Annotated in this window: 13 protein-coding genes and 3 pseudogenes; 6 read left to right on the top strand and 10 right to left on the bottom strand. The window is 67.6% G+C overall.

Annotated elements, in window-relative coordinates:
- Positions 1-262 precede the first annotated feature (262 nt).
- Complete coding sequence (locus tag ACZ7FF_RS43555) at positions 263-556, top strand: hypothetical protein (protein WP_470820145.1); 294 nt, start codon at positions 263-265, stop codon at positions 554-556.
- A gap of 276 nt (positions 557-832) precedes the next feature.
- On the opposite strand, the gene ACZ7FF_RS43550 is transcribed toward ACZ7FF_RS43555, so the two are convergent.
- Positions 833-958, bottom strand: a complete 126-nt coding sequence (locus ACZ7FF_RS43550; protein ID WP_470820143.1) for a hypothetical protein — start codon at positions 956-958, stop codon at positions 833-835.
- A gap of 506 nt (positions 959-1,464) precedes the next feature.
- On the opposite strand from ACZ7FF_RS43550, the pseudogene ACZ7FF_RS43545 reads away from it, so the two are divergent.
- Positions 1,465-1,808: pseudogene (locus ACZ7FF_RS43545) on the top strand (transposase); the annotation flags it as partial.
- Here the strand turns inward: ACZ7FF_RS43545 and ACZ7FF_RS43540 are convergent.
- Positions 1,809-2,092, bottom strand: a pseudogene (locus ACZ7FF_RS43540) (helix-turn-helix domain-containing protein); the annotation flags it as partial.
- Positions 2,093-2,321: 229 nt separating this feature from the next.
- Between ACZ7FF_RS43540 and ACZ7FF_RS43535 the strand changes: the two are divergent.
- Positions 2,322-3,107 (top strand): GNAT family N-acetyltransferase, encoded by a 786-nt coding sequence (locus ACZ7FF_RS43535; protein WP_470820141.1) that lies wholly within the window; start codon positions 2,322-2,324, stop codon positions 3,105-3,107.
- A 693-nt stretch (positions 3,108-3,800) separates the two neighbouring features.
- Here ACZ7FF_RS43535 and ACZ7FF_RS43530 read toward each other — a convergent pair.
- Both ACZ7FF_RS43530 and ACZ7FF_RS43525 read right to left on the bottom strand, forming a co-directional pair.
- On the bottom strand, positions 3,801-4,052 hold the full coding sequence (locus tag ACZ7FF_RS43530; protein ID WP_470820140.1) for a hypothetical protein: 252 nt from the start codon (positions 4,050-4,052) through the stop codon (positions 3,801-3,803).
- A gap of 57 nt (positions 4,053-4,109) precedes the next feature.
- A complete protein-coding gene (locus ACZ7FF_RS43525) occupies positions 4,110-11,078 on the bottom strand; it encodes an RHS repeat-associated core domain-containing protein (protein WP_470820138.1) in 6,969 nt (2,322 codons plus the stop codon).
- Positions 11,079-11,738: 660 nt separating this feature from the next.
- Here ACZ7FF_RS43525 and ACZ7FF_RS43520 point away from each other — a divergent pair.
- Positions 11,739-15,689, top strand: coding sequence for a hypothetical protein (locus ACZ7FF_RS43520; RefSeq protein ID WP_470820136.1), 3,951 nt, complete (start codon positions 11,739-11,741; stop codon positions 15,687-15,689).
- A gap of 158 nt (positions 15,690-15,847) precedes the next feature.
- Here ACZ7FF_RS43520 and ACZ7FF_RS43515 read toward each other — a convergent pair whose 3' ends face one another.
- Entirely contained in the window at positions 15,848-16,177 is a 330-nt protein-coding gene (locus tag ACZ7FF_RS43515; protein ID WP_470820134.1) for an ATP-binding protein, read from the bottom strand.
- A 1,112-nt stretch (positions 16,178-17,289) separates the two neighbouring features.
- Between ACZ7FF_RS43515 and ACZ7FF_RS43510 the strand changes: the two genes are divergently transcribed.
- Together ACZ7FF_RS43510 and ACZ7FF_RS43505 are read left to right on the top strand one after the other, a co-directional pair.
- The gene (locus ACZ7FF_RS43510) at positions 17,290-20,100 is read left to right on the top strand and encodes a hypothetical protein (protein ID WP_470820132.1); all 2,811 of its coding nucleotides are present in this window, start codon (positions 17,290-17,292) and stop codon (positions 20,098-20,100) included.
- Positions 20,101-20,567: 467 nt separating this feature from the next.
- Entirely contained in the window at positions 20,568-22,313 is a 1,746-nt protein-coding gene (locus ACZ7FF_RS43505) for a hypothetical protein (RefSeq protein WP_470820130.1), read from the top strand.
- Between the two features lie 764 nt (positions 22,314-23,077).
- Here ACZ7FF_RS43505 and ACZ7FF_RS43500 read toward each other — a convergent pair.
- The 5 genes and pseudogenes from ACZ7FF_RS43500 to ACZ7FF_RS43480 form a co-directional block, all read right to left on the bottom strand.
- The gene (locus ACZ7FF_RS43500) at positions 23,078-23,791 is read right to left on the bottom strand and encodes a hypothetical protein (RefSeq protein ID WP_470820128.1); all 714 of its coding nucleotides are present in this window, start codon (positions 23,789-23,791) and stop codon (positions 23,078-23,080) included.
- A gap of 144 nt (positions 23,792-23,935) precedes the next feature.
- Positions 23,936-24,511, bottom strand: a complete 576-nt coding sequence (locus tag ACZ7FF_RS43495) for an SGNH/GDSL hydrolase family protein (RefSeq protein WP_470820126.1) — start codon at positions 24,509-24,511, stop codon at positions 23,936-23,938.
- 129 nt (positions 24,512-24,640) lie between these two features.
- Positions 24,641-25,078, bottom strand: a complete 438-nt coding sequence (locus ACZ7FF_RS43490; protein ID WP_470820124.1) for a TIGR03668 family PPOX class F420-dependent oxidoreductase — start codon at positions 25,076-25,078, stop codon at positions 24,641-24,643.
- Between the two features lie 33 nt (positions 25,079-25,111).
- Entirely contained in the window at positions 25,112-25,939 is an 828-nt protein-coding gene (locus tag ACZ7FF_RS43485) for an LLM class F420-dependent oxidoreductase (protein ID WP_470820122.1), read from the bottom strand.
- A 358-nt stretch (positions 25,940-26,297) separates the two neighbouring features.
- Positions 26,298-26,687 (bottom strand): annotated as a pseudogene (locus ACZ7FF_RS43480) (hypothetical protein); the annotation flags it as partial.

Genomic DNA, 26,687 nt, shown 5'->3' with positions numbered 1-26,687 from the left:
ACAGCTCCCACAATCCGTCCGGCACCATCCGCTCGACCAACTCGCTCGACACGCAAACAGCATGCCGCAAGATCACACCAAACGAAATGAGCTGTAAGTCACACGATGCGGTCCCGGAAATCCTGTAGTGCCCCAGCGGTCAGCTGGGGCACTACATCATGCTGTCCATGACCGAAGACGAGCGGTCCGCAGAGAGCTGCTGACCAGACTCCGCACGGCCGGCGACTCCATCAGGCGCCTTGAGCAGGAAAAGCGGCAGGCGATGGCGGAGATGAACCTGGCTGCTCTCGATGCAGCGGTCGCCGGGGTCGAGCCAGGCATGAGCGGACTGGAGTACATGCGCACAGTCGGCGCAGCCCTCCCCCCGCACCGGGACGGAAGCCCGGCGCCCGACGAGGCGACCGGCAAGCAGGCGCTGGCAGAGCTGTACGCGAAACCGCCCGAGACCGAGCGTGCGAAGTCGGACAACTCGCTCGCCCCGATCCTGGGGCCACTGGCTGGACTGACCGAGGGCACCGCCCGTAAGTACCTGGGCACGATTAGATCCGGACTCTGACCCCGGGACGCTCCGCAGCCGAACGGCGTCAGCAGATGGGGTGGCTGGCTGTCTGACCTGCGGTTCCATGCCGAATCAGGCTTAAAGGTGGTAAAGTTTTACGCGTTGGCAGGGGGTGACCCCGGTCAGCGCAGAGAGACCCGACCCGGCGGCATCCGGGCCAGGCCCCTCCACGCAGTTCACGAGTCCGGTCGAGTTAGAGGCGGCCGGACTCGCTGCATTTCAGCAGCGGGGCGCGAACCGATTTCGACCGGTCGTGAGGCGGACTCAGTGACATCACTGAGCGAACTGCACCGCCAGCGCGATGATTGCCACCAGCAGACTCGCCACTGCCAGGAGGACCTGCCACTTATCCGGCTCGGGCCACTTCTCCCTGTCGGGCTTGTCCAACTGGGCGCTCATCAGCACCACCTCACTTTCCCCCTCCCGGTCCGGCACCAGACGTGCTGGTCCCGGGGGGTCTGTGAACTGGCGGCCCTCGCTGCTCAGTTCGGAAGGATCTGTGAGGCAACGCTCACGATACCTTGCTTTCCAAGGGGTATCGCGCCCTAGGCCACATAATGTGTCCGAGGAAGTGTCTAAGTAACATGATTCAAAGGGGTGGGGGTCGGTGGCTCTCTGGCAATCCCAGGCCGTACTCGCCGTCTGCCTGGGATCCTGCGGGCCAAATTTTTTTGGGCGGTTTTCGCTAAACTCTGCCCAGAGGTGCCGGACTTGGCCCCTCCGGTTCCTGGGGGCGAGCATGTGCGCATGAACACCGCGTCGGCCTTCCTGGTGCCAGCTGTCACCGCGGTGGTGACGGCCACCGCAACGGGCCTGGCTAGTTCCACCAAAAGCTGTTGATCATATGACTGTCGGCTTGTCTGCTCGTTGCTCTGGTCGTGGGGAGACGACAGTCGCGGCCGTGGATCGTGTCGGATGAACTGTGGTCGCTCATCGAGCCGTTGCTGCCCGAGCCGGCGCCGAAACTGGTCGAGGGCAGATCTCGGGTGCCGGACCGGCAGGCGCTGTGCGGGATCCTCTTCGTCCTGCACACCGGAATCCAGTGGGAGTATCTGCCCCAGGAGCTGGGCTTCGGCTCGGGCATGACTGCTGGCGGCGCCTGGCGGCCTGGAACGAGGCCGAAGTCCGGGACCAGCTGCACGTACTGCTGCTAGAGAAGCTGCGATCGAAGAACCAGCTGGACTGGCCTCGGGCGATGATCGACTCCTCGCACGTCCGCGCGGCACGACGGGGCCCAAAAGCGGTCCCGCCGGTAGTTCTTCGACTGTGCGGCCACGGTGTGATCTCGCGTGGGCACGAGAGTGCCGTCCACGATCAACACCGCGTCTTTGGCGAACCGCTTGCGGGGCTGAACAGCGAGCAGGGGCCCGAGGTGATCAATGATGCGGTCGGCAGCCGATTTCGAGGTCCCGAAGAGTGGAGCACGCTGGCGCATGGTCAAGTTCGTGCGCCAGTAGACCGCGACAGCAGTGCCCGGTCCTCCAGCGACAGGCTCCACGGTCGACCCTTTCGGACCGCGTCCGCACCCTCGCGCTAGTTGGTGATCAACCGGCTGTGAACTGTGGATGAGGAATGACGGCACTGCGTGGATGCGAACCCGGGGGCGGTCAGCCACCCGAAGGGCGGCTGGCAGTGAGGCAGGAAGCGGCAGAGGACAGCACCTGTTTCTGATCCTTCGTGCCTGGTGGGAGAGTGCAGCCCTTGAAGCTCGCGCAGTTTTGACCGGCGCTTAATCACTTGACCTGGTCCGTACGGTGTTCGAGTGAAGGACACTCTGATCAACGAACTCCGCACCGCGTATGACGCCCAACTCCGTGGTGTCACACCGCCTGGCGGTGGCGTCCGCATCGAGAAGGACGGCCCCTTGACCCGTGTAGTCGGTTGGCACCGTGGCTTCGTCACGGGCCCACGCGACCTTGGTGTGTGTGGGGAAGAACTCAACACGCTCATTGCGCGGCAGCGTGACTTCTACGCTGCTCGTGGTGAGGCGGTCGAATGGAAGACTCGCGCCCACGATCTCCCCGCCGACCTCACCGATCGACTCACCGCCGCCGGCTTCGTCGCCGAGGCCAGCGAGACCGTGCTCATCGGGCGGTCCGCAGACCTTGCTGTCGACCCCGTCCTGCCCGACGGCGTGACCCTCCGCCGTGTCACCGCCAGATCGGATCTCCAACGCATCGCCGCTATGGAGAGCACCGTCTGGGGCGAAGACTGGAGCTGGCTGGCCGACGACCTGGCCGCCCGGATCGAAAGCTCCCCAGACAACACCGTCGTCCTCGTCGCTGAGGCCCGCACCGAAGTCGTCTGTGCCGCCTGGCTCGTGTTCAAGGACGGTGTCGACTTCGGCGGCCTCTGGGGTGGCTCAACGCTCAAGGAATGGCGCGGACAGGGCATCTACCGGGCCATGGTCGCCCACCGAGCCCAGCTCGCTGCTGCCCGCGACGTCCCCTACGTCTACGTCGACGCCTCAGCCGACAGCGCCCCGATCCTCACCCGGCTCGGCCTGCACGCGGTCACCACGACGACACCGTATGTCTGGTCGCCGTGAGCTCAGCCGGTCTTCGCCGGCTCCTCGGCTCGCTCGGGTGCTGGCGGCGGTAGGAGTCGGTGCCGGTCTCGATGATCGTGCCGTTGAGCGTGAGCCGGTCGACGATCGCCGCGCCCGCAACAACGGGCCCCACCCCCCTTCGACGCGTTGTTCTGCGGGACGCGCGCGGTGCGGCTCCAGCAGCACGCGTGTCCGGCGACCAGAGGGGGGCCGGCGCTTCTGGGCGGTCAGGCTGGGCACGCCCGGCTGGTGCGCTTGCGCGGCTGAGTGGTGGGCCTGGCGAGCCTGCTCCGCGGCGGGCGCGGCGGCCGTGGAGCGTTCACGGGACGACGATCCGGTGCTGGTGTACGCCGGGCGGATCGACAGGCAGCGTTGGGACGTCGGACGATGTGCTGCGTCAGCAGCTTGATCGCCGGATGGTGGTCGTACTCCTCGGCCACGTCCAGGGGAGTGTCCCCGGCCGGATCGCACAGCGTTGGGTCGGCGCCGAACGCGAGCAGATCGCGGTGGTATGCACAGTGAGCGGCTGGCGGCTTTGCAGGGCGCCGTCTCCCTCGACGTCGAGGGCGTGAGTGAGGAGCGTCTGCGCGCCGAAGACCTCGTGCCAGCACCGAGAGACCATGGACGGCACCCAGGCAGTGCAGTCAACTCTTCGGCATCAGCTTCGAGTCAACAGTCCAATGAAGGAAGAGGTCAATCTTCATACACCCAGGGATTAACTTCCCACGGGGCTGACGCCGACTCTCTAGTGGCCGCATGCCCAATCGGAATGGCCAATGCTTCGGCCAGCGTCTCATCCAAATCGAGAACGTGAGCTAGATGATAGATACCGCATGCGCCGTCTTCATTTGGATCATTCACACCGTCCCCGATAAGCCAGTCCCCTTCATCGTCGTGCACCACGACCAGTGCCGACATTTCACCATTGATAATGGTACGCTGCACTACACCTGCTACATCAGGCGCAGCCGAGGCAGCCTCACCACTCATTGACGTCGACCCCTAACTCCCCGGTATTCCACCGTTCGGGAAGGTTCCCATCTCTTCCCACATTTCAGCATAAGTTTGGTCGTTCTTGATCTCGCTATTGCACACCCGGCATAGCAAATCGCCATTACTGGGATCCCCGGATCCGCCCCTCGATTGCGGTTCCCTGTGATCAACTGCACCTTCATCGGAAGGCGGCGTAACACCGCTTCTTGATTGTTGTGGCCTAACAACAGGCTCGCCGCACATCTCACATTTCGCCACGCCACCATTTGCGGCCTCATTAGCGTTCCAGACCTTCTTCTTACCTGCGCGGGTGAAAGGCTTACCCGGACGGCTGCCAGGCGCTCCGCCAACAACCCTTGGGCAGTTATGGACCAGCACCGGTGCGGTGCCCGCCAGCACATAGTACGTGTGGAGTGTGCCAACAGTGAGGTCATAGGTCGTCTTGTGCTGGTGGAAGTTGTGGACTGCGGTGACGGTGACGTTGGTGCCGTCGGGCTGGCGGAGTTTGGTGCCGGGGGTGAGGTTGTGGGCGTCGGTCCAGCGGTGGTGGCCGGCGTCCCAGAAGGGGTGGTGCCAGGTGGTGGTGAGGGTCTGGGGTCGGTGCTTTGTGGTGTGGGGTGGGCCGCGGACCGGGGTGGTGTCCACGGTGACGGTGGTGAAGTCGCGGTCCGTGTGGGTGACGATGACGTTCTGGACCTTCTCCGGTGCGGTGATGCCGGTCTGCGGGTCCGTGGCCAAGACGGTGTCGCCCGTTTTAATCCGGCTGATCGGTTTGGTTGAGCCGTCAGCGAGGCGGACGCCTGTAGCCGCTGTGAAGCTGTGTACACAGCCGGCAGCTTCTGTGCCGGCGCTTTCGGCTTCTCTGGCCTCTGCGATCGCGCGTTCCGAGTCCAGGACGCCGTCGGCTATTTTCGCGGCTTCCTCGGCGTCCTTGACGGCTGTGTAGGCGCGGTCGAGGGCTCGCCAGACCTTGAAGGCCTCGATGCCCACCTTGATGGCTTTGAAGACCTTGCCCCAGGGGACGGCGGTCAGGGCGGTGTTGATGCAGCCCATGACGTCGCCCTTGGTGAAGCAGTTGTAGGCGTCGGTGATGCCGAGGACGTCGGCGACCAGGTTGAGTATGCGGTGCTTGAGGCCGGAGGCCTGCTTCCGTGCGGCGGCAGCGGCTGCGTCCGCCGTGGCTTTGGCGCGTGCTGCTGCCCGGGCTTCGGCCTGGGGGTCGTAGGTCTTCTTGCTGATGTTGCCGCCGCCTGCGCCGCTTCCTTCGCCGAGGCGGTGTCCGTCGGTGCAGTTGCCGTGGTGGCAGTAGGCGGTGTTTTCGCCGCCGGGGTCGACGGGGCCGGTGTCGATGTAGCGGGTGGGGTTGTCCTTGCTGGTGCCGGTGCCGCCGATGGGGTAGCCGACGCCGCATTGGTCGGCCCGGCACAGGCCGGAGGGGTCGGAGGTGGTGACGGGTGTGTCGTCGGCGTAGTCGTAGGCGTTCCAGGACTGCGGGTCGCCGGGGCTCAACAGGGGGTCGGGGGCGAGGAAGCGGCCGATGGAGGGGTCGTATTCGCGTGCGCCGAGGTTGGTCAGGCCGGTGTTGTCGTCCTGGGTGCCGCCGACGTAACCGCGCTGGCCTGCGGTCCAATTGCCGGTCTGGTCGCGTTGCTCGCCGAAGGGTTTGTACTGGCGGCGGGTGATCGCCTGGGTCTGGGCGTCGACGGCGAGGGTGCTGGTGCCCTCGCGGTCGGGGATGAGGTACGTGAAGTGGCCGTCGGAGGAGTGGGTGGCCACGGTTTGGCCGGCGATGGAGATGTAACGCAGGCCGTCGGCGCTGGTGGCGCTCTTCTTTACGGTGAGCTCCTCGTCGCCCGTGTAGAGGGTCGTGGCGTCCGGGCTGCGGCGGATGAGGAGGTTGCCGTCGGCGTCGTAGAGGTACTGGGTGTCGCCGGCGCTGCCGGTGGAGGACAGATCGGCGAGGTGGCCTTCGTCGTCGTAGGCGAGGGTGTCGGTGCCCGCGCGGGTGGTGCGGGTGTGGACGTTGCCGTCCTCGTCGTAGGTGTAGGAGTTGGTGGTGCTGCCGGCGGGGTCGGCCGGGGTGGCCTTGTCGACTTGGGAGACGGCGTGGGCCGGGCCCTTGCCTGCGGTGAAGGGGGTGTAGGTGGCGGTGGTGTCGTGGGAGGTGTCGCCGGCGGGGTCGTGGTCGACCTGGCTCTGGCGGGCGCCGGTGGCGTCGTAGGTCCAGCTCTGCCAGTACGGGGAGGGGCCGCCCACGGTGGCGGAGGCGCCGGGCGTCGGGGTGGCGGCGCAGTCGTCGGTTGCCGTCCAGGCTGCCTGCAGGCGCTGTGCCCAGTCGTAGTTGAAGCACTGGGTGTCGGTCTGGCCGGTCTCCAGCTTGTCGGTGATCTTGGTGACGTTGCCGGACGGCTGGTAGGCGTACTTGCTCTGGTCGGCGATCGCGTGGCCGGACTGGGTGACGGTGGTGGAGCCCATCAGGCGGTGGGTCTGGTCGTCGTAGCCCAGGGTCTGCTGGGTGAAGTTGCCCGAGGTGCCGTAGGTGAACTGCTGTGGCTCGTCGAACTCTGTGTAGGTCAGGCCGCTGACGTAGGCCCAGCCGTTGGTGTCGCCGCCGACGCCGATGGGCCGGTCGTAGGCGTCGTAGGTGTAGGAGACCGTCTCTTCCGGGAGTTTGACGGTGGCCGGGTCCTGGTCGGTGTAGGACTGGAGCGTGCCGGTGAGGTTGTACCGGTTCTGGTGGAGGTAGGTGCCGGCCAGTGCGCCCTCGGAGGAGGGGATGACGAGCTGGGTGGCCTGTGCCCAGCCGTGGCTGTCGTAGCCGAGGACCTTGCTGGTGTAGGCGCTGCCGGAGGTGCCGCCCACGTAGCGGGTCGTAGAGGTGGGCTTGCCCTTCTTCAGCGTGTCGTAGGTCCAGGCGGCCAGCTCGTTGCTGGATGAGGGGGCGACGCCGCCGGTGGTGTCGTATTCGGCGGTCTTGCGGCCCATTTCGTCGTACTTGTAGGAGATGGTCTTGCCGCGGTTGTCGGTACTCGACTGCAGTTGGCCGGCGTTGTCGTAGATGGAGCTGGAGGAGCCGGTGTCCGGGTCGGTCTGGGAGGTGCGGCGGCCCAGCAGGTCGTAGGTGCTGGCCCAGGTGTGGTCCTGACCGTCGTCCTGGCCGGTCTGGTGGCCGGCGGCGTCGTAGGAGTAGGTGACGGTGTCCGCGGTCCCGGTGGGCGAGCTGCCGTGGTAGCGCAGCAGTTTGACCGTCTGGCCGCGTGCGTCGGTGTAGGTGGTGGTGGGGGTGGCGCCGGCCGGCGGGGTGACGTCGACGCGGTCGGAGCCGGGGTAGGCGGTGGTGGTGCGCCAGGTCTCCGAGGCGAAGTGGTAGGCGATCGAGGCGGTGGCGCGGCCCGCGCCGTCGTAGAGGGTGCCGGTCTGGGCGGGGGTCTGGTTGTCGGCGGCGTCCACGAGCGTGGTGGAGGGGGCACCGCTGTTGTAGTAGGGGGCGGAGGAGCTGACCGACCAGCCGTGGCTGTCGTAGACGGTGTCGGTGATGATCCGGCCGCCGTCGGCCGTCCCTGTCTGTGTCTCTCTCGGGCGCAGCATCGCGTCGTAGAGGGAGAGGGAGGTGCGGTAGGTGTTGTTGTCGAGCAGCGTCTGGGTGGTGACGGTCGACGGGGCGTCGGGGGTGAGGTTGTAGCTGTATTTGGTGTTGGGGTTGTTGCTGGTGGCGAAGCCCGGGTTCCAGACGGCGGTGAGCCGGCCCAGCGGGTCGTAGGTGCTGGTGGTGGAGTAGCCGGCGGCGTCGGTGGTCTTCAGGTCCAGGCCGCGGGCCGGGTCGAGGGTGGTGGTGCTGGTGAAGGCGGTGCTCTGGCCGGTGACCTTGGGCTGGGTGACCTTGACGGAGGTCGGGGCGGCGCCGGTGGCGGGGGTGTAGGCCGTGGTGGTGGTGCGGTTGTCGGCGTCGGTTTCGGTGAGTTCGCGGCCGTAGTCGTCGTAGGTGGTCTTCAGCGCGGTGATGTAGTGGGGGGTGCCGTCGCTGGCGACGGAGTCGGCCTTCTGGACCATGGTGACGTCGCCCTTGGTGGGCGGCGCGGTGTTGTCGGTGGAGTTGTCGAAGAAGGTCAGGTCGTCGCTGACGAGGTCGTCGGGGTACTTCGGGGTGGCGGCGCAGGAGACGGCGACCTGCTGCACCCGGCGCGGGGTGGGCAGGGTGTTGCCCGAGGCGTCCTGCGCGTACCAGGTGCGGGTGCACTTGTCGTCTTTGGTGGTGGAGGTGTCGCCGCGGTCGTCGACGGATTTGGGCAGGCCGGTGGCGTCGTCGATGCTGTAGTCGGTCTCGGTGGTGCGCTGGGTGCCGTCGGACTTGGTGGTGACGGCGCGGCTGCGCTGGATGTTGACGCGGTGGGCGACCAGGGCGTCCAGGCCCGTTTTGGTGCGGGTCTGGGTGGCGGTGGCCGGTGAGGTCCAGGGGTCGCTGGTCTCGTCGGAGAGCAGGGCGCCGCCGTCGCCGTTGAAGCCTTCGGTCTCGAAGCTCTGGCCGGCCAGCCAGTCCGAGTCCTTTTGGGGGTCGTCGCCGGCGTGGTCGTTGAGGGTGACGCTGCGGGTGCCGGAGGAGGTCTTGTCGCCGTCCATGCCGCGGAAGTACGTCTGCTTGGACAAGGTGATCTTCTCCGGCGAGGTGCCGGTGCGTGTCTCCACGGTGCCGTAGCCGCGCCACTGGTTCCAGGTGCGGTACTTGGCCTGGGTGAGCGGGTCGTCGTTGAAGTGCCAGGCCGGGTCGCCGACGTAGGTGTAGGAGGTCTGGACGGGCAGGCCGTGTGCGGTCGGGTCCTGTGCGGTGACCGAGTTGACGACGAACTTGTTGAACCAGTCCAGCTGCGGGGAGGTCTGGCCCGGCGGGGTCCAGTACGAGGGGTAGCAGCGGTAGGTGTTGGTGTCCTCGCTGGAGGGCAGCACCGGGGTGCCGGTGCGGTGGCACTGCGGGCTGGAGTAGTTGACGGTGATCACTTCGCCGGACTCGGTGGTCACGGTCGTGAGCCGGTAGCGGGTGATGGGCTGGTAGCCGTCCAGGCCGTCGACCCGGTTCGCCAGTGCCTGCCCCTCGAACTTGACCTGGGGCAGGGCGAGGCTGCCGCCGTCCTTGCCGCTGTGGGTGATGGAGGACAGCCACAGCGACGGGGTGGTGGTGTCCCCGGTGGAGGGGAAGGTGTGGGCCAGTGACCAGGCGTCGACGTCCTGGTAGGCGGTGCCGACCAGGACCTGGGTGCGGATGCCGGTCAGGCGCTTGGTGGTGAAGAAGGCCGGCCCGTGGTTGGCGCAGGTGCCCGTGGAGGCGCAGGTCTGGTCGACGGGGACGTCGGGCCAGCGTGAGGCGTTGGCCGTCGTCATCTTCGAGGAGGCGCAGTCGAAGCCGGAATCGGGCAGGCAGCGTTCGGAGGTGTCGAAGAAGACCTGCGCGGCGGCCGGTGCGGTGGTGTCGTAGACCTTGCCTGCCAGCTGCCCGTACTGGATCTTGGCGAGGTAGCCGCCGCGGGTGTACGGGGTGGCGGTGGTGGCGTTGTCACGGCCGTAGTAGCCGGTCTCGGGCGTGTACCAGTAGCTGAGGGCGTTGCCGTGGGGGTCGACGACGTAGTCGAGGTTCCACCGGTATCCCTGCTGGCACCAGGAGGCGGCGAAGGTGGAGGCGTGGCACGGTTCGCCGGTGTCGTTGCCGTAGACGGGGGTGGTGAAGACCGAGTTGGTGGTGTCGTTGCCCGAGGCCCAGCCGGGCAGGCGGTTGAGGCCGAAGTAGTACTTGGTGCCGTCGGCGGTGGTGACGACGAAGTACTCGTGGTCGTTGTCGTCGTTGACCGTGTCGGTCCTGATGTCGATCTTTTCGCCGTTGTCGTCCTGGGGGTGCCAGGCGCCCGTCTTGTCGTCGTGGACGAGGGTGTTGGACGAGCCGTTGAGGGAGAGGGTGAGGGTCTGGGCGGCGTCCGACCAGCACTCGTCGGATGTCTTGGGTGTGCCGTTCGCCGTGTCGTCGGAGCAGGCCGGGTAGCTGCGCTCGACGAACCCGGGCGAGTAGTCCCAGCCGTCGCCGATCCAGGAGGACTGGGCGTTGGTGGAGGAGGTCCGCCCGTCGACGTTCTGCGAGTTGTAGTCCAGGGCGACGCTGGGGGTCAGGCTGCCGGGGACGTCGGGCACGGTGATGGGGTACGAGTAGCCGAAGGCGCCGCTGGAGCTGCCGGCCGACCACTGGCCGGAGGGGGCCAGCGAGGTCGCTGCGAAGCTGCCGCCTCCGCCGGACGCGCCGGCCACTGCCGCGAGGACCGTCGGCTGGGCTGTGGCGGCTTGTTGTGCCGTGGCGCGCGAGGGCAGGGCGAGGTCGGCGGAGACGGTCTGGTGCCTGGTGTCGTTGGTGGAGGCCAGCGGGGTCTGCGTGCGGCATGCGGGCTTGCCGGGAGTGGTCAGCGCGCAGGCCGGCAGCCGCACCAGGTGCAGGCGCCCGGCGTAGTCGCCGCCGTAGGCGTCCTTGAACGCGGAGTAGTCCAGGCTGAGATGGGTGCTGCCGCCGGGAGTCTTGGTGTCCGGCTGGACGGCGAGGAGCACGCCGTGCAGTCCGAGTTTCTGCGCGGCCTTCTGGCCTGGCATGCGCACGTGCAGCTTGGTGCCCGAGGGTGCGCGGTGGCCTTGCTCGGCGGCCGCCAGGGTCACCGGCAGGTGGCCTGCGTGCCGGGCGGCGGCGCCGCGGGCCGGCACCGCCGCATCGGCGCTGCCGGCTGCGGGCCAGGTTCTGTGTGCCGTGCCGGGGTTCCAGCGGGCCATCCGCGGCACTGCGACGGCCTTGCCCTTGACGGGCCGCACCGGGACGGAGCGTTCCTTCTTCGTCTTGACGAGGTAGTCCGGCCGGTGTCCGGCGGCGAGCGCGGCCTGCGGAGCTACAAGGCCGACCAGCAGACCGAGTGCGGTGACGGCGGCGATCCAGAAGGCAGGGACTCTGCGTATCCGCATCGCTCTTCCGTAAATCCGCCACAGCGAATTCCGACGCACTCCGGACCCCCCAATTCAGCGTGACTGCCGAAGGGATATTCGACCATGTGAAGCCGGTATTCACAGGGCCTCCACAGTATGGATCGCGTATAGAGAGCACCATGAACCACCCCTGGAACGGCCAAGAAACGACAGGCGGCGCCTCAATTGCCCCACGCAATGGGCCGATTGACCAAGAACACCTCCAACAGCCCGCATGCGCAGCAAAATTGCCCATACCACGCATCTGCCCGACGAGATAAGAGGAGGTCGATTTCCAGCCACCCATTACGCCCCTGGCGCAATCATGTCGTTTTCAGCCGCCGGTTGTCCCCTCGAAGCAATCACGGGTAGCCTCCTCGCGCTTATCGGCTCTTTTCTCATCGGACGCAACATGGGGGGCAGATGTCCGGTTCTTTCCGTCCGCGCCGCGCGAACAGATCGCTCAAAAAGAAACCGCGGATAACCGGCCGTCTTCTGATCACGGCCGCTGTCGGAGCGCTGGCGCTGTCCCTGACACCGGCCATGCCTGCCGCGGCTGACGATGGCGGCACATCGCCCGTCTCCACGCCGGCGCCGCCGCTGCCCGAATCCCACCCGGACGCTCCGCTGGGCACCACCCGCGCTCCGGACGATTCGGGGTTGAGCAAGGACCAGCAGGCAGCCCTGGCAACGGCCCAGGCCAAGGCGGCCGGCACAGGCAGCCCCGTGACGGTGGAGGCCCTGACCACCGAGACCGCCACGGTTCAGGCCAATCCCTCGGGCAGCGTCACCTGGACCACCAGCCTGCTGCCCCAACGCGTCCGCAAGGACGACGCGTGGGTGCCGGTCGACGCCACCCTGCAGCAGAACGGCGACGGCAGCTACAGCCCCAAAGCAGCGGCCGAGCCCCTGGCCTTCTCCGGCGGCGGCAGCACGCCCCTGGTGTCGATGACAAGCGGCAAGGCGCAACTGGCCTTCTCCTGGCCCCAGACACTGCCGAAACCGACTGTGTCGGGTGCCACGATCACCTACCCCGACGTCCTCAGGGACGTGGATCTGAAGCTGACGGCCAACACACTCGGCGGATTCTCCGAGCTGATCGTCGTCAAGACCGCCGAGGCCGCCGGCAACCCGGCCCTGGCCACCTTGAAACTGGCCGCCCATGCCACCGGGGTGACCGTCTCCGACGACGGCCACGACAACCTGCAGGCCGCCACCGCAGCGGGCCAGACGATGTTCAGCGCCCCCCAGCCCATGATGTGGGACTCCTCCTCCAAAGGCGCCTCCACTCAGCTGCTGGCCACGTCCCGCGGCGCAGCAGGCGCAGCGCCCGCCGACACCGCGGGCGCGGACGACAGCTCATCCGGTCCCGGCATCGGCGCCCAGGTGGCCCGGGTCGCGGACGACGTCACCGGCACCACGCTGTCCCTGACGCCGGACCAGAAGCTGCTCGGCGGGTCCGGCACCCACTACCCGGTCTACATCGACCCCACCTGGAACCCGCACTACGCGCCCGGCAACAAGCAGCACTACATCGAGACCCAGCAGGGCTGCCCGACGGCGAAGAACTACGACTCCACCCAGTACGGCGACCCTGGCGTCGGCTACAACAGCTGGTCGGGCTGTATCGGAGACGAACGCTCCTACTTCCAGCTCGGCATCCCCTCCACCGTCTGGGGCACCCACATCGTCTCTGCCACGGTCGACGCCAAGGAGAAGTACTCGGCCAGCTGCAGCCTCTCCTCCACCGTCAAGCTGTACCTCACTGGCGCCATCGGTTCCGGTACCACGTGGAACAACAAGCCGAGCCTGTCGAGCTACCTGAGGAGCAAGAGCTTCGGACCCGCCTGCAGCAGCGAGCCCTCCGGCGGCTTCGATGTGACCTCCACCATCGCCAAGAAGGCCGCCGCCAAGGACTCGAGCTGGACCTTCGCCCTGGTCAACAGCCAGGAATCAAGCGGCGACGGCGACTACTTCAAGCGATTCGACAACAACCCGTCGATGTCGATCGAGTACAACCACGTCCCCGGCAAACCGGGTAGCCTGGCTGCCAAGTTCGGCACGCACTCGGTCGGCTGCGGCACCACTGCCCCCTATCCCGTCATCGGCAAGACCCTCGTCACCACGCCGCCCACGCTCAACGCCGTGGTCAGCGACGGCGACAAGGACGCACTGGCAGCGACCTACAAGTACTGGGTCAACGGCGGCAGCTCCACCACGGCCACCAGCGCCACCGTCGCAAGCGGCCAGAACGCCCCCAAACAGCTGTCCTCCTCGTTCATGAGCGGCCTGAAGACTGGTGACACGGTCGGTTGGAACGTCACCTCCAGTGACGGCAAGGACAGCAGCTCCGCCTCCTCCAGCTGCCACTTCACCGTCGACCTCACCGCACCGGCCGAACCGACCGTCAAGGACAAGGACGGCACGTATCCCGAGGACTCTCCCGGCACCACCGCGGCGGGGACCACGGGCCACTTCACCCTCAGTACCAACAGCGCCGCGAAATTCCTCTACAACCTCGACGTTGCTCCGCCCACCTCCAGCACCCCCAGCTCCGAGGTCGTCACCGCCTCCGGCAACTCCGCGACGATCTCTGTCACGCCCACCGCTCCGGGAACGCACACCCTCTACGTCTACGCCGTCGACTCCGCCGGGAACGTCTCCACTCAGCAGCAGTACCAGTTCACCGCCCTCGGCCACGCCGGCAAGACCTACGCCAGCCTGAAGGACGCGTTCAACAACACCGCGGTCACCGACGACACCAACCAGACAGCCGCCGACGCCGACGGCGTCGGAGCGACCATGTCACTGCAGGACCTCAAGGCGGCCGGATGGCAGCCCGGCGGCAAGATCACCGTGGACGGCGCCACCTTCACCCTGCCCAGCTTCGCCTCCACCTCCGGCGACAACGTCATGGCCGCCAACCAAAGCATCCAGATGACCGGCAGCGGCCGAGCACTGGTCTTCCTCGGCTTCTCCACCTACGGCTTCGTCAGCTCCCAACGCGCCGAGGACGACTACTCCAGCCCCGTCATCCCCGACGGCACCTCCGTCAGCGGTACCGAATGCACCCTCGGCAACGGACAGTACGAGGACTGCCGGGCCGGCGGCCCCTACGGATCCATCACCTACGCCGACAACAGCACCTCCGCCTACCACCTGACCGTCCCCGACTGGGTCTACGGCTCCAACGCCCTGGCCGCCGTCACCCTCCCCCACCGCAACCACACCAGCGGCACCCAGGAGAACCGCTCCACCAACATCTACGCCTTCGCCGTCCCCCTCAAGCCCGGTGCCCAGATCAGCTCGGTCACCCTCCCCGACCTGAGCAGCGCCGCCCGCCAGGACGTCCCCGGACTGCACCTGTTCGGCATGGCCCTGCGCGACACCACCACCGCCCCCGACGGTGCGAAGTGGACCGGCGCCTGGAGCTCCCCCAGCGAAGGCGCGTTCAACTTCGAAGGCACCGACTTCAAGGACCAGACCTTCCGCATCGCAGCGGATCCCAGCGTCGCCGGATCCAGCGTCCGCATCCACCTGTCCAACGCCCTCGGCCGCACCCCGCTGACCATCGACCACACCACGATCGCCACCCAGTCCTCCGGAGCCGCCCCCGCCGCCACCCCCACCGGTCTCACCTTCAACGGGGGCAGCAAAACGGTCACCATCCCGGTCGGCGGTGAGGTCTACAGCGACCCCATCGCCTACGCCGCCACGCCCGGCAAGCGCATCATGGTCAGCCTCCACCTCGCCAACTCAACGCCCTACCTCGTCCAGCACAGTTGGGCCGGCGCCGCCGTGCAGTACGTCAGCGCCGTCGGATCCGGCGACCACACCACCGACACCGGCACCACCACCTTCACCGGAACCGGCGTGCAGTGGGGCGAGTTCACCGACATCCTCACCGGCATCGACGTCACCAGCAGCGGAAACCAACCCACCGTGGCCGTACTCGGCGACAACCTCACCGACCCCTTCGCCGCCACCACCAAAGCCAGCCTGGTCACCCCCCGCCTCTCCGACGACCTCGCCGCCGCCCTGCGCAGCAACGACCAGAGCGTCCCGGACTACGGCGTCGTCGCATCCGGCATCGAGAACAACCGCGTCGCCACCGACCAAACCCAAGGCGGGCCCGCCGTTCTCACACGCCTGGACCGCGACGTCCTCCAACTCCCCGGCATCACCACCGTGATCGTCGACGAGGGCCTCAAGGACACCACCGCCGGCACCGACGACACCGACCTCGAGCAGGCCTACGGCCAACTCCTCGCCCAGCTGCGCGGCTGGGGCATCAAGGTCGTCCTCACCACCCTCACACCCTGCCGGGGCTACACCCCCTGCACCACCGATGCAGACACCAACCGCGTCTCCGCCAACACCTGGATCACCGACCAGGTCGACTACAGCACCCCGACAGTGACCAGCCTCGACGCCGAATCAGCCGTCGCCGTCCCCGACTCCACCAGCACGGCAGACCCCACACCACTGATCCTCAACGCCGACACCGCTCCCAACGACGACGACACCGGCGACCACGTCAACCTCACCACCGACGGCTACAAGGCCATCACCAACTCCATCGATCTGACCACGCTCGGACCCGACAACTGACGCCCCCCGCCAGCGTGCAGCGCCCCCCGCCCCGCCTCAGCAGCGGCACGGGGGCGCTGCCCGTTGAACACTGCCCGGCATGCCCGATCCGCAGGGCACCAAAGCTCCTGGAAGGGACCTGCGGCCACCGGACAGAAGTCACGGGGTAGGTGCGTAGTTCATGAGGCTGCCGGTCCGGGGTCGAGTACGGCGCGGACGGCCTTGCCTCCGCCGTCGCGCGGCGGGAACCAGGTGCCCCGGGCGCCCAGGCGGGCGATGTGCCACAGGCCGCGGCCCTTCTCCCCGCGCAGCGCGGCCGCGGCGTCGGGGAAGGCCGGGACCAGGTCGCAGACGTCGAGCACCAGGGCGTCGGTGTCCGTGAGGGACGCGGTCAGGGTGAGCCGGCGGTCCGCGGCGGCCGCGCGGGTGAGCTGGCCGTGGCGTACGCCGTTGTCCACGAGCCGGCTGACGACTTCCACAGCGCGCGGCATGTCGCCGGTCCAGGTCATCGCGGTGAGCGTCGTCCGGGTCCAGACGCGGGCCGCCAGGAGGGCGCACGGGGTGCCGGGAAGCTCGCCAGCGGAGGTGAGCCGCCCACCCCGGTCAAGAGCCTGTACTTCCCTTTCGCTGCTCCCCGCGCTCCTCGGTACCGGTCAGCTGTTCCAGCGGGGTCTGTCCAGCCCACGAGCGCAACCAGCGTCCGCGCAAGACCTATGGCTACCGCAGTCCGGCAGAGTCTACGCCGACCTCCTCAACAGCGGTGAAGTGTTGACCGCTTGAGCTCGCCATCGTCTGCCGACACTCGCTCCCGACGAACCGCCCGGGGCAGTGTCGGCAACTCGTGTCGAGAATCAACGTCGGTGAACAGTCCGGCCGATAGATTCCGACACATGCTCATCGGCTGCTGCCACACATCGACGGCCGGCCGGATCCCCGATCACCAGATCGTGCCGCCCGCTTGCCGGAGCTTGCTGATCAGCTCGGCCGCCTCGTCTACCGCTGTTGAAGTGGGAGGAGGCGAGCGTGCTATCAGTCAGTGCTGGCGGCCGGCCTCGATGGTCACCGCCCTCCAGCGGCCGTCAGCCCGTCATGCCAGGGCGCTCAGACCCCGGTCACGCGGGGCACAGACCGTCACGGCAAGGCCGGAGTTCGTGGGAGGTCACCGGGGTCACAGCCTGACAGATGCGGCGCAGGTGGTCGAGTTGGCGCTCGTTCAGCCTTCGCTGATATCCAGCCACTTCTTTGCGATCTTGTTGCAGGTTCTTTCTTCGTATATGCGGTCACTCATGAAAACCTTTGCATCGCTTGCACAGAAACGATCAGACTGCGCCTGACGGTGTACGAGCCGCGCCCTTGCGCAGTGACACTCTGGCCACGCTGTCAAGCAATCGGACAACACCGCCTTCAGCCCCAACACGAAGGCGATGACGGCCAGTGACCTCATGGACGACGGCAAGGCCACCTCGCCCTCTAGCACGACCACGCGGTGCCGACTCTGGCCGTGCTTTCGCCCCACCCGCCCGCCGCTACAACGACCACTAACGACGTAACACGCCAACCACGATTGGACCGGGCGCCCCGCACGGGGCCCGGCCCAGCTCGCTTCCCGAGGAGGAAACGGGTGGCCCAGCGCACTCTGAGGAACGGATGCACCGCGGTCGCCGCGGCATGCGCACTCGCTTCGGGGGCCCTGACCACGGCCTCGGCCTCGGCCGACACCCCCGCCGAGACGGTCATACCGGCCGCGCTGCTGAACAACCCGCCCAGTGACGTCGTCGTCTTCGCGGGTACCGGTGGCTTCCTGCACCGGTCCGACAACCAGTCCACCTACGTCTGGACGAAGTACGCCGGCGGACCGGACATCCCCATGCCGGAAGTCACGCCCACCGCCCAGAACGCCCAATCACCCGGGTACTGGGGTGCCGGTTCCGACGTCGTGGCCACCCCGTCGACCGACGGCTACCAACTGCACGACATGGACTCGGACACGACCGCCACCATCACCCCCGGCGCCGGCCAGAGCTATCTGGGAACCTTCGGCTCGCACGTGCTGACGGTCACCAAAGCCACGGACGGGACCGTCACGGGCTTTCATGTGCTTCACACTGCGGACGGTCAGCAGACCGACACCCCGGTCACCGGCTGGCCCTCGGATGCCACACTGCAGGCCGCGGTGCTTGCCGGGGACGCCGAATCAGTGGTGATCCGCTACACCGAAACAACTGGCGGCACGACCGAGAACCGATTGGCGCTGGTAGACCTGGCGACTGGCGTCGTCACGCCTATCATGGGGCCGCTGGCCTCCGGCGCCCGCGTCGTGCTCTCCAGCACCTACATCGCCTGGTACTCGTCGTACGGCGCCGACGGGACCTCATCGGCGGGACAGGTCTACCTCGTGACCCGCTCAGATCCCGGGCGGACGGAGAACGCCATCCAGGTCCCGCCGGCACCGCTGGGCAGCCCGTACTACACAAGCACCCTGTACCAAGTAGGCATCGCGGGCGACTCCCTACTGATCACGTACGTGGCGTCACACACCGGTCCGTCTCCCGAGGATGACACGATCGGCTACCCGCTCTACACGATGCCCCTGTCCGGATCGACCACGGTGACGCCGGTCCTGGACCACGTCATGACCAATAGCGTCAGACAGGAGCCGGGAGGGGCAATCGTCCTGGGCGGCTCGTCGGTCACCGACTGGGCGGCCCGCCTGTTCACCGCCGGCCCGGACGGCACCACGACGGGGACCGCCGTGGACTCCGACCCAGGTATGCCCGCTCCCGTCGACGGCCTGGCCTTCGCCGGCGGGAAGCTGGACATGGTCCGGCGCACGACGGCCGGTGGGGACATCGTCTACGACCGCCCCGTCCAGCCAGGTTCCCCGCCCTCTTATGGCACCGAGCAGAACTTCGGCCGGCCCTTCGCCCCCACCCACTGCGACACCACGGCCACCTGCAACCCGCCCATCGCCACCGGCGACGGCAACATCTCCCAGCTGTGGCCGAATGCCAACGCGCAGGGTGACGCCGTCACCGTGCAGAGCCCCGGCGACAGCGCAGCGCTGGTCACCCCCGGCGCCACCGGCGGCACCCTCGTCGACGCCGAAGGCCCCTACGTGGTCTACAACGGCGGCTCCACCAAGAAGCAGTACATCGGCGACGCGGACATGGGCGGCACAAGCCACGTGCTGTTCAGCCGCCCGACATCCGCCGCCGCGCTGTCCGGCTCCACGGTGTGGGTCCCCGGGAGCGCAGCGGGCACGCTGACCCAGATCGACCTCACCAGCCAGCGCACCGTCCAGACCGTCACGACCGACGCCCCGTGCGTGCCCAGCGAGCTGCAGGCCGCTGCCCAGCACTGGGTGTACTGGTCCTGCGGACCGTGGGGCCCGGCGGGCGTGCACGACCTGGCCACCGGCAAGGACGTCCCCGTACCCGCCCAACTCGCCCAGCTCGGCGACGGATTCGTCGTCGAACACGACACGGCGGCGGGCAAGCTGACCCTGACCGACGTGCACACCGACACCGCCACCACCAGCGACCTGGCCGACCTTCCCGGCGGGCCGGTCGCCGACGACCGCCGGGTGACCTGGGCCGTCGACAAGTACCAGGGCGAGATCGCCTACCTGGACAGCGGGAAGAACATCCACCTCGTCGACCCGCACATCCCCGCCTCGACCCCGGCACCCGCCGCGGGCGCCTTCATGTACCCCGGCCAGCAGCTGCCCTCGGGGCATAGCCTGAGCAGTGCCGTGATGACGCTGACCATGCAGACCGACGGCAACCTCGTGGCCCGCCTGAACACCGGCAAGGGCGCCGGCCAGGTGGTCTGGTCGACCGGGACGAGCGGCAACACCGGTGCGTACGCGGTGATGCAGACGGACGGCAACCTCGTCGTCTACACGGCCACCGGAGGAGCGGGCAAGGGCCGTGCCCTGTGGTCAAGCCATTCGTACGGCTACCCGGGGGCCTATGCCACCGTGCAGGACGACGGCAACATCGTCGTCTGGGCGAAGGCGGGCCACACGACCTTGTGGGGCAGCGCCACCTCCGCCCGGTACCAGACCGTCTACGGCGGCAACACCCTCAAGCCCGGCACGTGGACGGAGGGCACCTACACCCGCCTGATCATGCAGACGGACGGCAACCTGGTCATGTACCGCCGACGCGACGGCGCCGCCATCTGGTCCACCCACACCTCCGGCCACCCAGGCGCCTACGCCGTCATGCAAACCGACGGCAACCTCGTCGTCTACAAACCCACCGGAGGCCCCGGCAAGGGCGGCGCCCTGTGGGCTACCAACACCAGCGGCCACTCCGGCGCGTATGCGTACATGCAGAACGACGGCAACCTCGTCATCTACAAAAACACCGGCGGCCCCGGCAAGGGCGGCGCCCTGTGGGCCACCGGCACCAACTCAACCGCACGATGACCAAGCCCTGAGGACCAAGGCGTGACGATGCCCGGCCGGGAGGACCGGCCGGGCACCTGCCACCTTCAAGGACCGGGCACCGGGCACTTCCGCAGAGTTGGACACTCCAGCGCGATCAGTAGCGGGTGAGGTCCGGCCCAAGGCCCCTGTATGGCCTCCGGCGTCCGGTCCGGGTCACGCCAGTTCGTTGGTGGTGTGCCTTCGGCGAGGGAGTCTGAAGGGCATCGGGCCGGTCGGTTCCCGTACACAGCAAATTGTTGATCAAGAAACGCTGAGGCTTTCCGAGGCGGTGTAGCGTCCGAATGCTCTGCGGTCCCGTACCGCAGCAAGGGGGGCGAACGGCCGCGTACATAGGAGACGCGTGCCGTAATCGCGGTCGCCGTGCGCGCGACCAGGTCTGCGAGCACTGCCCCCGCGAGAGCGCAGGACTTCGATACCGACATACGGGCGCGGCCCGGGAGGAAGATGTGAATCGAACCGTGCGTCAGCGCGGCTGGGTCGCGCTGTTGCTGGCTGGCGCCGTCATGGCAGCCCTTCCAACGGCAGCAGCCGCCGACGAAACCCCCATCAACCCGGCACTGCCGACGCCAACATTGTCTGCCAGCTCGGCCTGCGGCAGCGACAGCAGCCCGACCTGGCAGTCCGTGACTACTCCGCCTCCCGAGGGCATGACGGTCTCCATCGGCGTGCCGCGGCCCACGGTGGATGGGGTGTCGTACCAGGGGGTCGTCCACGCATGGGACGTCGACGGCTCGCAGGCAGCCGACGGGTCCGTCTCCGGGCTGCCGGTTCCCTACCAATCCGTGTATGTCCCGCTGCCCCTGACGGATGGACACACCTACGGCTGGCACGCGTCGACGTACGACGGGACGGCGTACTCGAACCCGACCGCGTCCTGCTACTTCCGGGTCGACGGCAGCGCGCCACTCGCCCCGGTCGTCACAAACCCGGACTTCCCTCCCGTGGGCAGCCCGGGAACGCCCAAGAAGGTTGCCGGGCAGCCCACCACGTTCAGCTTCACGTCCCGTGATCCCCTCCCCGGCGGATGCGTGGAAGCGGAGGCTCCGGACTGCTGGGCCAGCGGTCTGGATCACTTCGAGTATGCCTTCGACCAGCAGCCCGGCATCGGCGCCGCCCAGATCCCGGCCGACGCCCAGGGCAAGGGAATCCTGACAGCCTCCCTGACCTGGGGGAGCCACACCCTCTACGTCGTCGGCGTCGATGCGGCCGGGAACCAGACGACGACGGCCTATACGTTCTATGTGCCATGGCAGCTCCCGGCGCAGACCACCATCAACCTCGCCGCCCCGGTGAAAAGCAACCGCGCGTCCCAGCTGACCGTGTCCGGCCAGCTGTCGGCGGATACGTACCCGCCCGGTGAGGCCGTCAAGGTGGTCAAGAGCGACCTCGCCCATCCCGCCGGCGTGGCGCTGCCCGACGCGCCGCTGTCCGCCGACGGCACCTTCCACATTGCCGACGTTCCGCAGGTCGGCGGAGCCAACACCTACTCCGTGACCTACGCCGGTGACTCCGCACACCAGGCCACCAGCGCCTCTGCAACCGTCCAAGTCTCACGCAGCACAACCGCGCTGAGCATTAGCAGCGACGCGTCGTCATACGCCTACGGCGCGACCGCAAAGATCACGGCCCACCTCGGCACGACCTACAACGGACACACACTGTCGATCTACGCCGAGCCTTACCACGGTAAGAAGGCGCTGGTCAGGACAGGCACGGTGGACAGCCACGGCAACCTGACCGCCAGCTACAAGGTCTCCAGCAGCATCGTCTTCACCACATCCTTCGCCGGTGACTACCGCTATGCAGCGGCCACGGCCGCCCGCACCGTGTCGGCCTACGCCAAGGTGTCCGACTCCCTCAGCGGCTATGACGGAAGCACTCACTACGGCAGCATCGTCTACCGGGTCTACCACCACACCGCCCGCGCAAAGCTGAACGTCACGGTCACGCCCAACAAGGCCGGCCAGTGCGTGCAATTCCAGACCCAGCGATACTACGGCGGCGCCTGGCACACACAGAGCACCTCCTCCTGCCACACGCTCAGCACGACAAGCACCACCTCCGCGACGCTCAGCCTGACCAAGGCAGTCAACAGCAGGTTCCGGCTGCGCGCCGAGTACGTCCACAGCAACAAGGACACCGGAAACCTCAACACATGGGGCGCATGGCAGTACTTCACCGTCAGGCAGTAAAAACGATCCGCAGGTCGCCGACGGCGCGATCGTCCAGGGCCCACGAACCGTGGGAGTGCGTCAGAAAGATCGTGAAAGTCCGTCATGTGACAGGCTGGCCGGGAGCTCTGATCTGGGTCGGAACACCCCTACGAGCAGGTGAACGAGCTGCACAAGCTCGCACCTGCTGTGGGGCGGCTACTCGGCACATCTCGGTGTGTACGAGGACCGGCAGATCGAGTACCTGGAGGCCATGGACACGTCCGGCTACTGAAGTGGTGCGTGCCATGGCTACGGTGTCGCTTCTTGTGGCGGGTGAGGAGCTCTGTGAAGAGTCGGAGATGAGCTGCGGGCTGTCGGGCCGGGTGAGTTCCCAGCCGCCGAAGCGGTAGATCTCATAGCCGGCCAGCCGCAGACGGCGGTCCTAGGCGACCATCTCCGAGTACGGCTTGGGCGAGGCGGAGCAGCAGTCACAGCACTGTGGAATGGCCAGACAGGTCCAGGGGACAGTTGGCCTCGACATTGCGTGTCTCTGAGGAGGGGCAGAAGGCATGGGGGCCAGCGATGATCGGGACGACGTCGTGTTCGGGTCTGGTAGGGAGCCCGGCACGTGCGTGACCGTGCCTTTGTCACACTCTCCGTTCCCGGTCCTTCCGGTTCGAGGTGATCCTGGTGTCTCCGTCCGGCCGGTGCCCGCGGCCGCGGCCGCGGCCGGTCCCGGGTACCCGTTACGCATCGCTGACACACGTCCCACCCCTCAACGCCGGCCCGAGGGTTCGCACTCCTCACCGACGTCGGCCGTTCTTGAGGACCTCGTAGTAATCGTCGGAGCCGAGATCGAGCCGGAATACCATGCCGTACTTCTGGCGAAGGCCGGAGACCGTTCCCGACGCCGGCTCACGCAGGAACCGCTGCATCGGAGGATCGTTCTTGAGGGTGAGAGGCTCCTCAACGAGGCGCTTGGGATTACGGTCACGCACCGGATCCCACGTCAGCGTGTCTCCCCAGGCGAAGACGTCGCTTGGGTCCAGCGCCTTCGGGCCGTTTGGGTTCGGCCCCTGGCTCCGGTAGTAGGCGAGCAGCCGCTTGCCAGTGTCATCGTGGGTGAACGGTATCTGCGGGTTGCTCTCGCCCGCGGTCAGGATGCTGTCGATGACATCGGCCATGTGGTGTGGGTCGGCGCCGTAGTAGGCGGTTACACGCATCGAGCACTTGATCTTGTAAGTGTCGCTTCCATCCTGGAAGAACGCCTGCTTGCGCAGGCCCGTCTGGCAAGCGTCCTGTACCACGACCAGTCCGAGGCTGAGGCGGGTGTGGTCGGCGTATGCCCGAATACCCTTCCGGAGCTTCGGCTCCGCCTGCTGCCTGGCCTCGACCGCCTGATGGCTGCCGGCTAGTCTGCGGGCCTCCTCCGGACTGACGGCGCGGTTGCCGGATGAACACGCAGTCATCGTGAGCAACAAAAGGACGGCAAGGCCGCCTTTGGCCGTGCTGTTCATCGGGCCTCTCGTCTCTGAGTGTTCCGCCAGGGGGTTTGCCAGGGCAACTGTCCACCAGGCCGGTGGTGTAGGGCATGAGTACTGGTACTCAGAGAGGTCCGGGGCAGCCCTTGCGGGCTGCCCCGGAATAATCTTGAGTGATCGTTACAGGCTCATGCCCGACATGGTGCGCTCGAGGGCGTTCGCGTACAGGCGCGCGCCCCCAATCTTCGGGTGGAACGACTGGGCCGACAGGCCGGACTGGTTGATGAGCGGCCAGTCCTTGATCGGATTATCAGACTCGGTCAGTGTCTTGACGATGCCGTGAACCTGCTCCGGGTCACCGCACACGCCCTTGCCCGCGAAGTAGCTCGTCGGGTCGGAGAACCACACGCTCGCGCCCTGCTTGTTGGCGTCGTCGGCTGCGCCCTGCATCGCCGCTGCCAGCGTGCCAGCGGTGGCGTTGAGCCAGTCTGCGGAATCCGAGGACAGGCCGAAGGGCAGGATCCTCAGGCAGGAGCCGCTGTCGGAGATCAGTGGCGGATACCCCATGAGGGCGATCTTCGCGTGCGGTGCCTTGCCATGGATCTGCAGCAAGGTCTTGGTGATGTCCGGGCGGACGATCTCGTTGATGATGCCCAGAACAGCGGTCTCCAGCTTCTGGTCGGCGAACTTCGCGTCCCGGCCGCCCACGTTGCTGTCCTCGTCTCCTTCGCCGAACGACTTCGACTCATGGGGCATCGTGGCCTGACGCGACCATGCCATCCCGCCCCGACAGCATGTGACTGCAAGTCGCGGACGGTGCTCGTTCGTTGTCACTTGCATGGGAATAACGGAGCGTCTGGTGCCCGATGGGCTGTGGATGATCTTTCAGCAGCCCTCCGGCGCGGCACGCCAGCCGTGCCACCGGCGTACGGCGATCACGAGCGCCGGGCCGGTCGGCGGTCGCTGCCGGTACGGCGCGTACTTCTCCCGCAACAGGGCGACGGCCGCCGGGTACTCGCCCTGGGTGCCTGGCGGCAGCACGCGGGCGTCACCGTCCGCGCGGACCCACCACAGCCGCTCCCAGTCCTCGTGGTACGCGTCGACGAGCAGGCAGACCGCTGGGTGAGCCGCGATGTTGTCCAGCCGTTTCAGCCGCTGCGACCTCTTCGGTTTCCAGTCCACCGCGGTGACGATCTCCTCACCGTGGGCCGCGAAGACGACCGGCACCAGATGGGGGCGCAGGCTCGCGTCCACCGTCGCCAGGCGCGCCACCCGCGCGATCGTGAACCGGCGGCGCGCCTCGTCCTCGTCCATGTCCGGCACGGTCAGCTCCGATTCAGCGGCGGCCGCGAGCTGTCACCGGTGCCCGGACGTGGCCTCGGCCAGTTCGTCCAGGGTGCGCAGCGTCTGGTCCTCGGGCAGGGTCGGCAGATACAACAGGACGCGTTCGACTCCGAGTTCGGCGTAGGTGTCGAGCGCCTCCCGGTCGTGCCGGCCCGCGTACACCACGACGGACGGGCGATCTCCGGCCGTCTGCCGCATATGTGCGATGCGTTCACCGAGCTTCTCGAGCGGCAGATCGCTCGGCATCCACGCCGCACCGTAGGCGGCGATGCGTTCGAAAGCGCGCTCGCTGTCGCCCCCGACCCAGATGGGCGGGTGCGGCTTCTGGACCGGCTTGGGCCAGGCGTAGACGGGGCCGAAGTCGACGAAGTCGCCGTGGAACTCGGCCTTCTCCTTGGTCCACAGCTCGATCATGGCGCGGATGCGTTCGTCCATGAGCCGTCCGCGGACGGCCGGATCCGTCCCGTGGTTGCGCATCTCCTCGCGGTTCCAGCCCGCGCCGACGCCGAACACGGCCCGGCCTCCGGAGATCAGATCGAGAGAGGCGACCTCCTTCGCGGTGTGGATCGGGTCGCGCTGGACCACCAGAGCGATGCCCGTGCCCAGGAGCAGGTCACGGGTCACCGAGGCGGCCGCGGCGAGCGCCACGAACGGGTCGAGCGTCCGGTAGTAGATCCGCGGCAGCTCACCGCCCCCTGGGTACGGGGACTCCCTCTCGACCGGAATGTGCGAGTGCTCGGCCAGCAGCAAGGAGTCGAACCCGCGCTCCTCCAGGGCCGGTCCCAACGCCTTGGGCCCAATGCCCTCGTCGGTGACAAACGTCGACACTCCGAACTTCATCCGCGACCACCTTGTCTCGCCGGCACACCTGCTGCCAGTGTGACGCGGCCGGTCGCTCCTCGTCGGGTACGGCGTCCCGCGGCGTGGCGCCCAGACCCTGTGCCCGGTGTCACTGCCCGGCCGACGCGCCCGCCGGCCGCTGCAGGGCGCGCAGTGGCGGGTGTGCCTGTCTCTCCGAGTTGGTCAAGGATCTGCTCGACCTGGTCGGGGAGGCTGATGGCGAGGGATCGTGACCAGCGTCGTCCCTCGATGTCGGGCGGCGGGATCAGCCCCAGGTTCTGTGCGCGGCGCAGTTGGGACTCCTTGAGTCCCAGCCAGCGGGCGAGTTGGACCGGACCGAAGTCGTCCTGGGGTTGGCTCATGTGCGCGGTTCCTCTTCGGACTGGGCCTTCCCCCTGGGTTGCCTGGTGCGGTGAGGGCCAGCGGTGGTACGGGTATCGGCGTAGTGCCAGATGTCCGCGCGACGGTACCAGCGGCGCAGCCGACCGCTGGGGAACTGCTCCTCCTCGACTGGCTGGGGCCATCCGCGGGGCGGGCGCTTGGGGTAGTTGGTAATGCTGGTGGGTGCCACGCCCAGGACCCGGGCCGCTTCGGACAAGGTGATCAGGTCATCCGGGTTGCCGTTGCGGTCGACGTCGAGTTGTGTGCGCTGGGCGCGCTTCTTGTAGTCGGCGTACCAGGCGTCCCACTCATCCGGGTCCCAGTACATGGTCTGGTTCACGGTCTTGGCCGGCTGCGGGTGGCCGCT

Source organism: Streptomyces sp. NPDC037126 (genome assembly GCF_055605965.1).
Note: the sequence above shows the minus strand (reverse complement) of the source record. Positions and strands in the feature narration are given on the sequence as shown.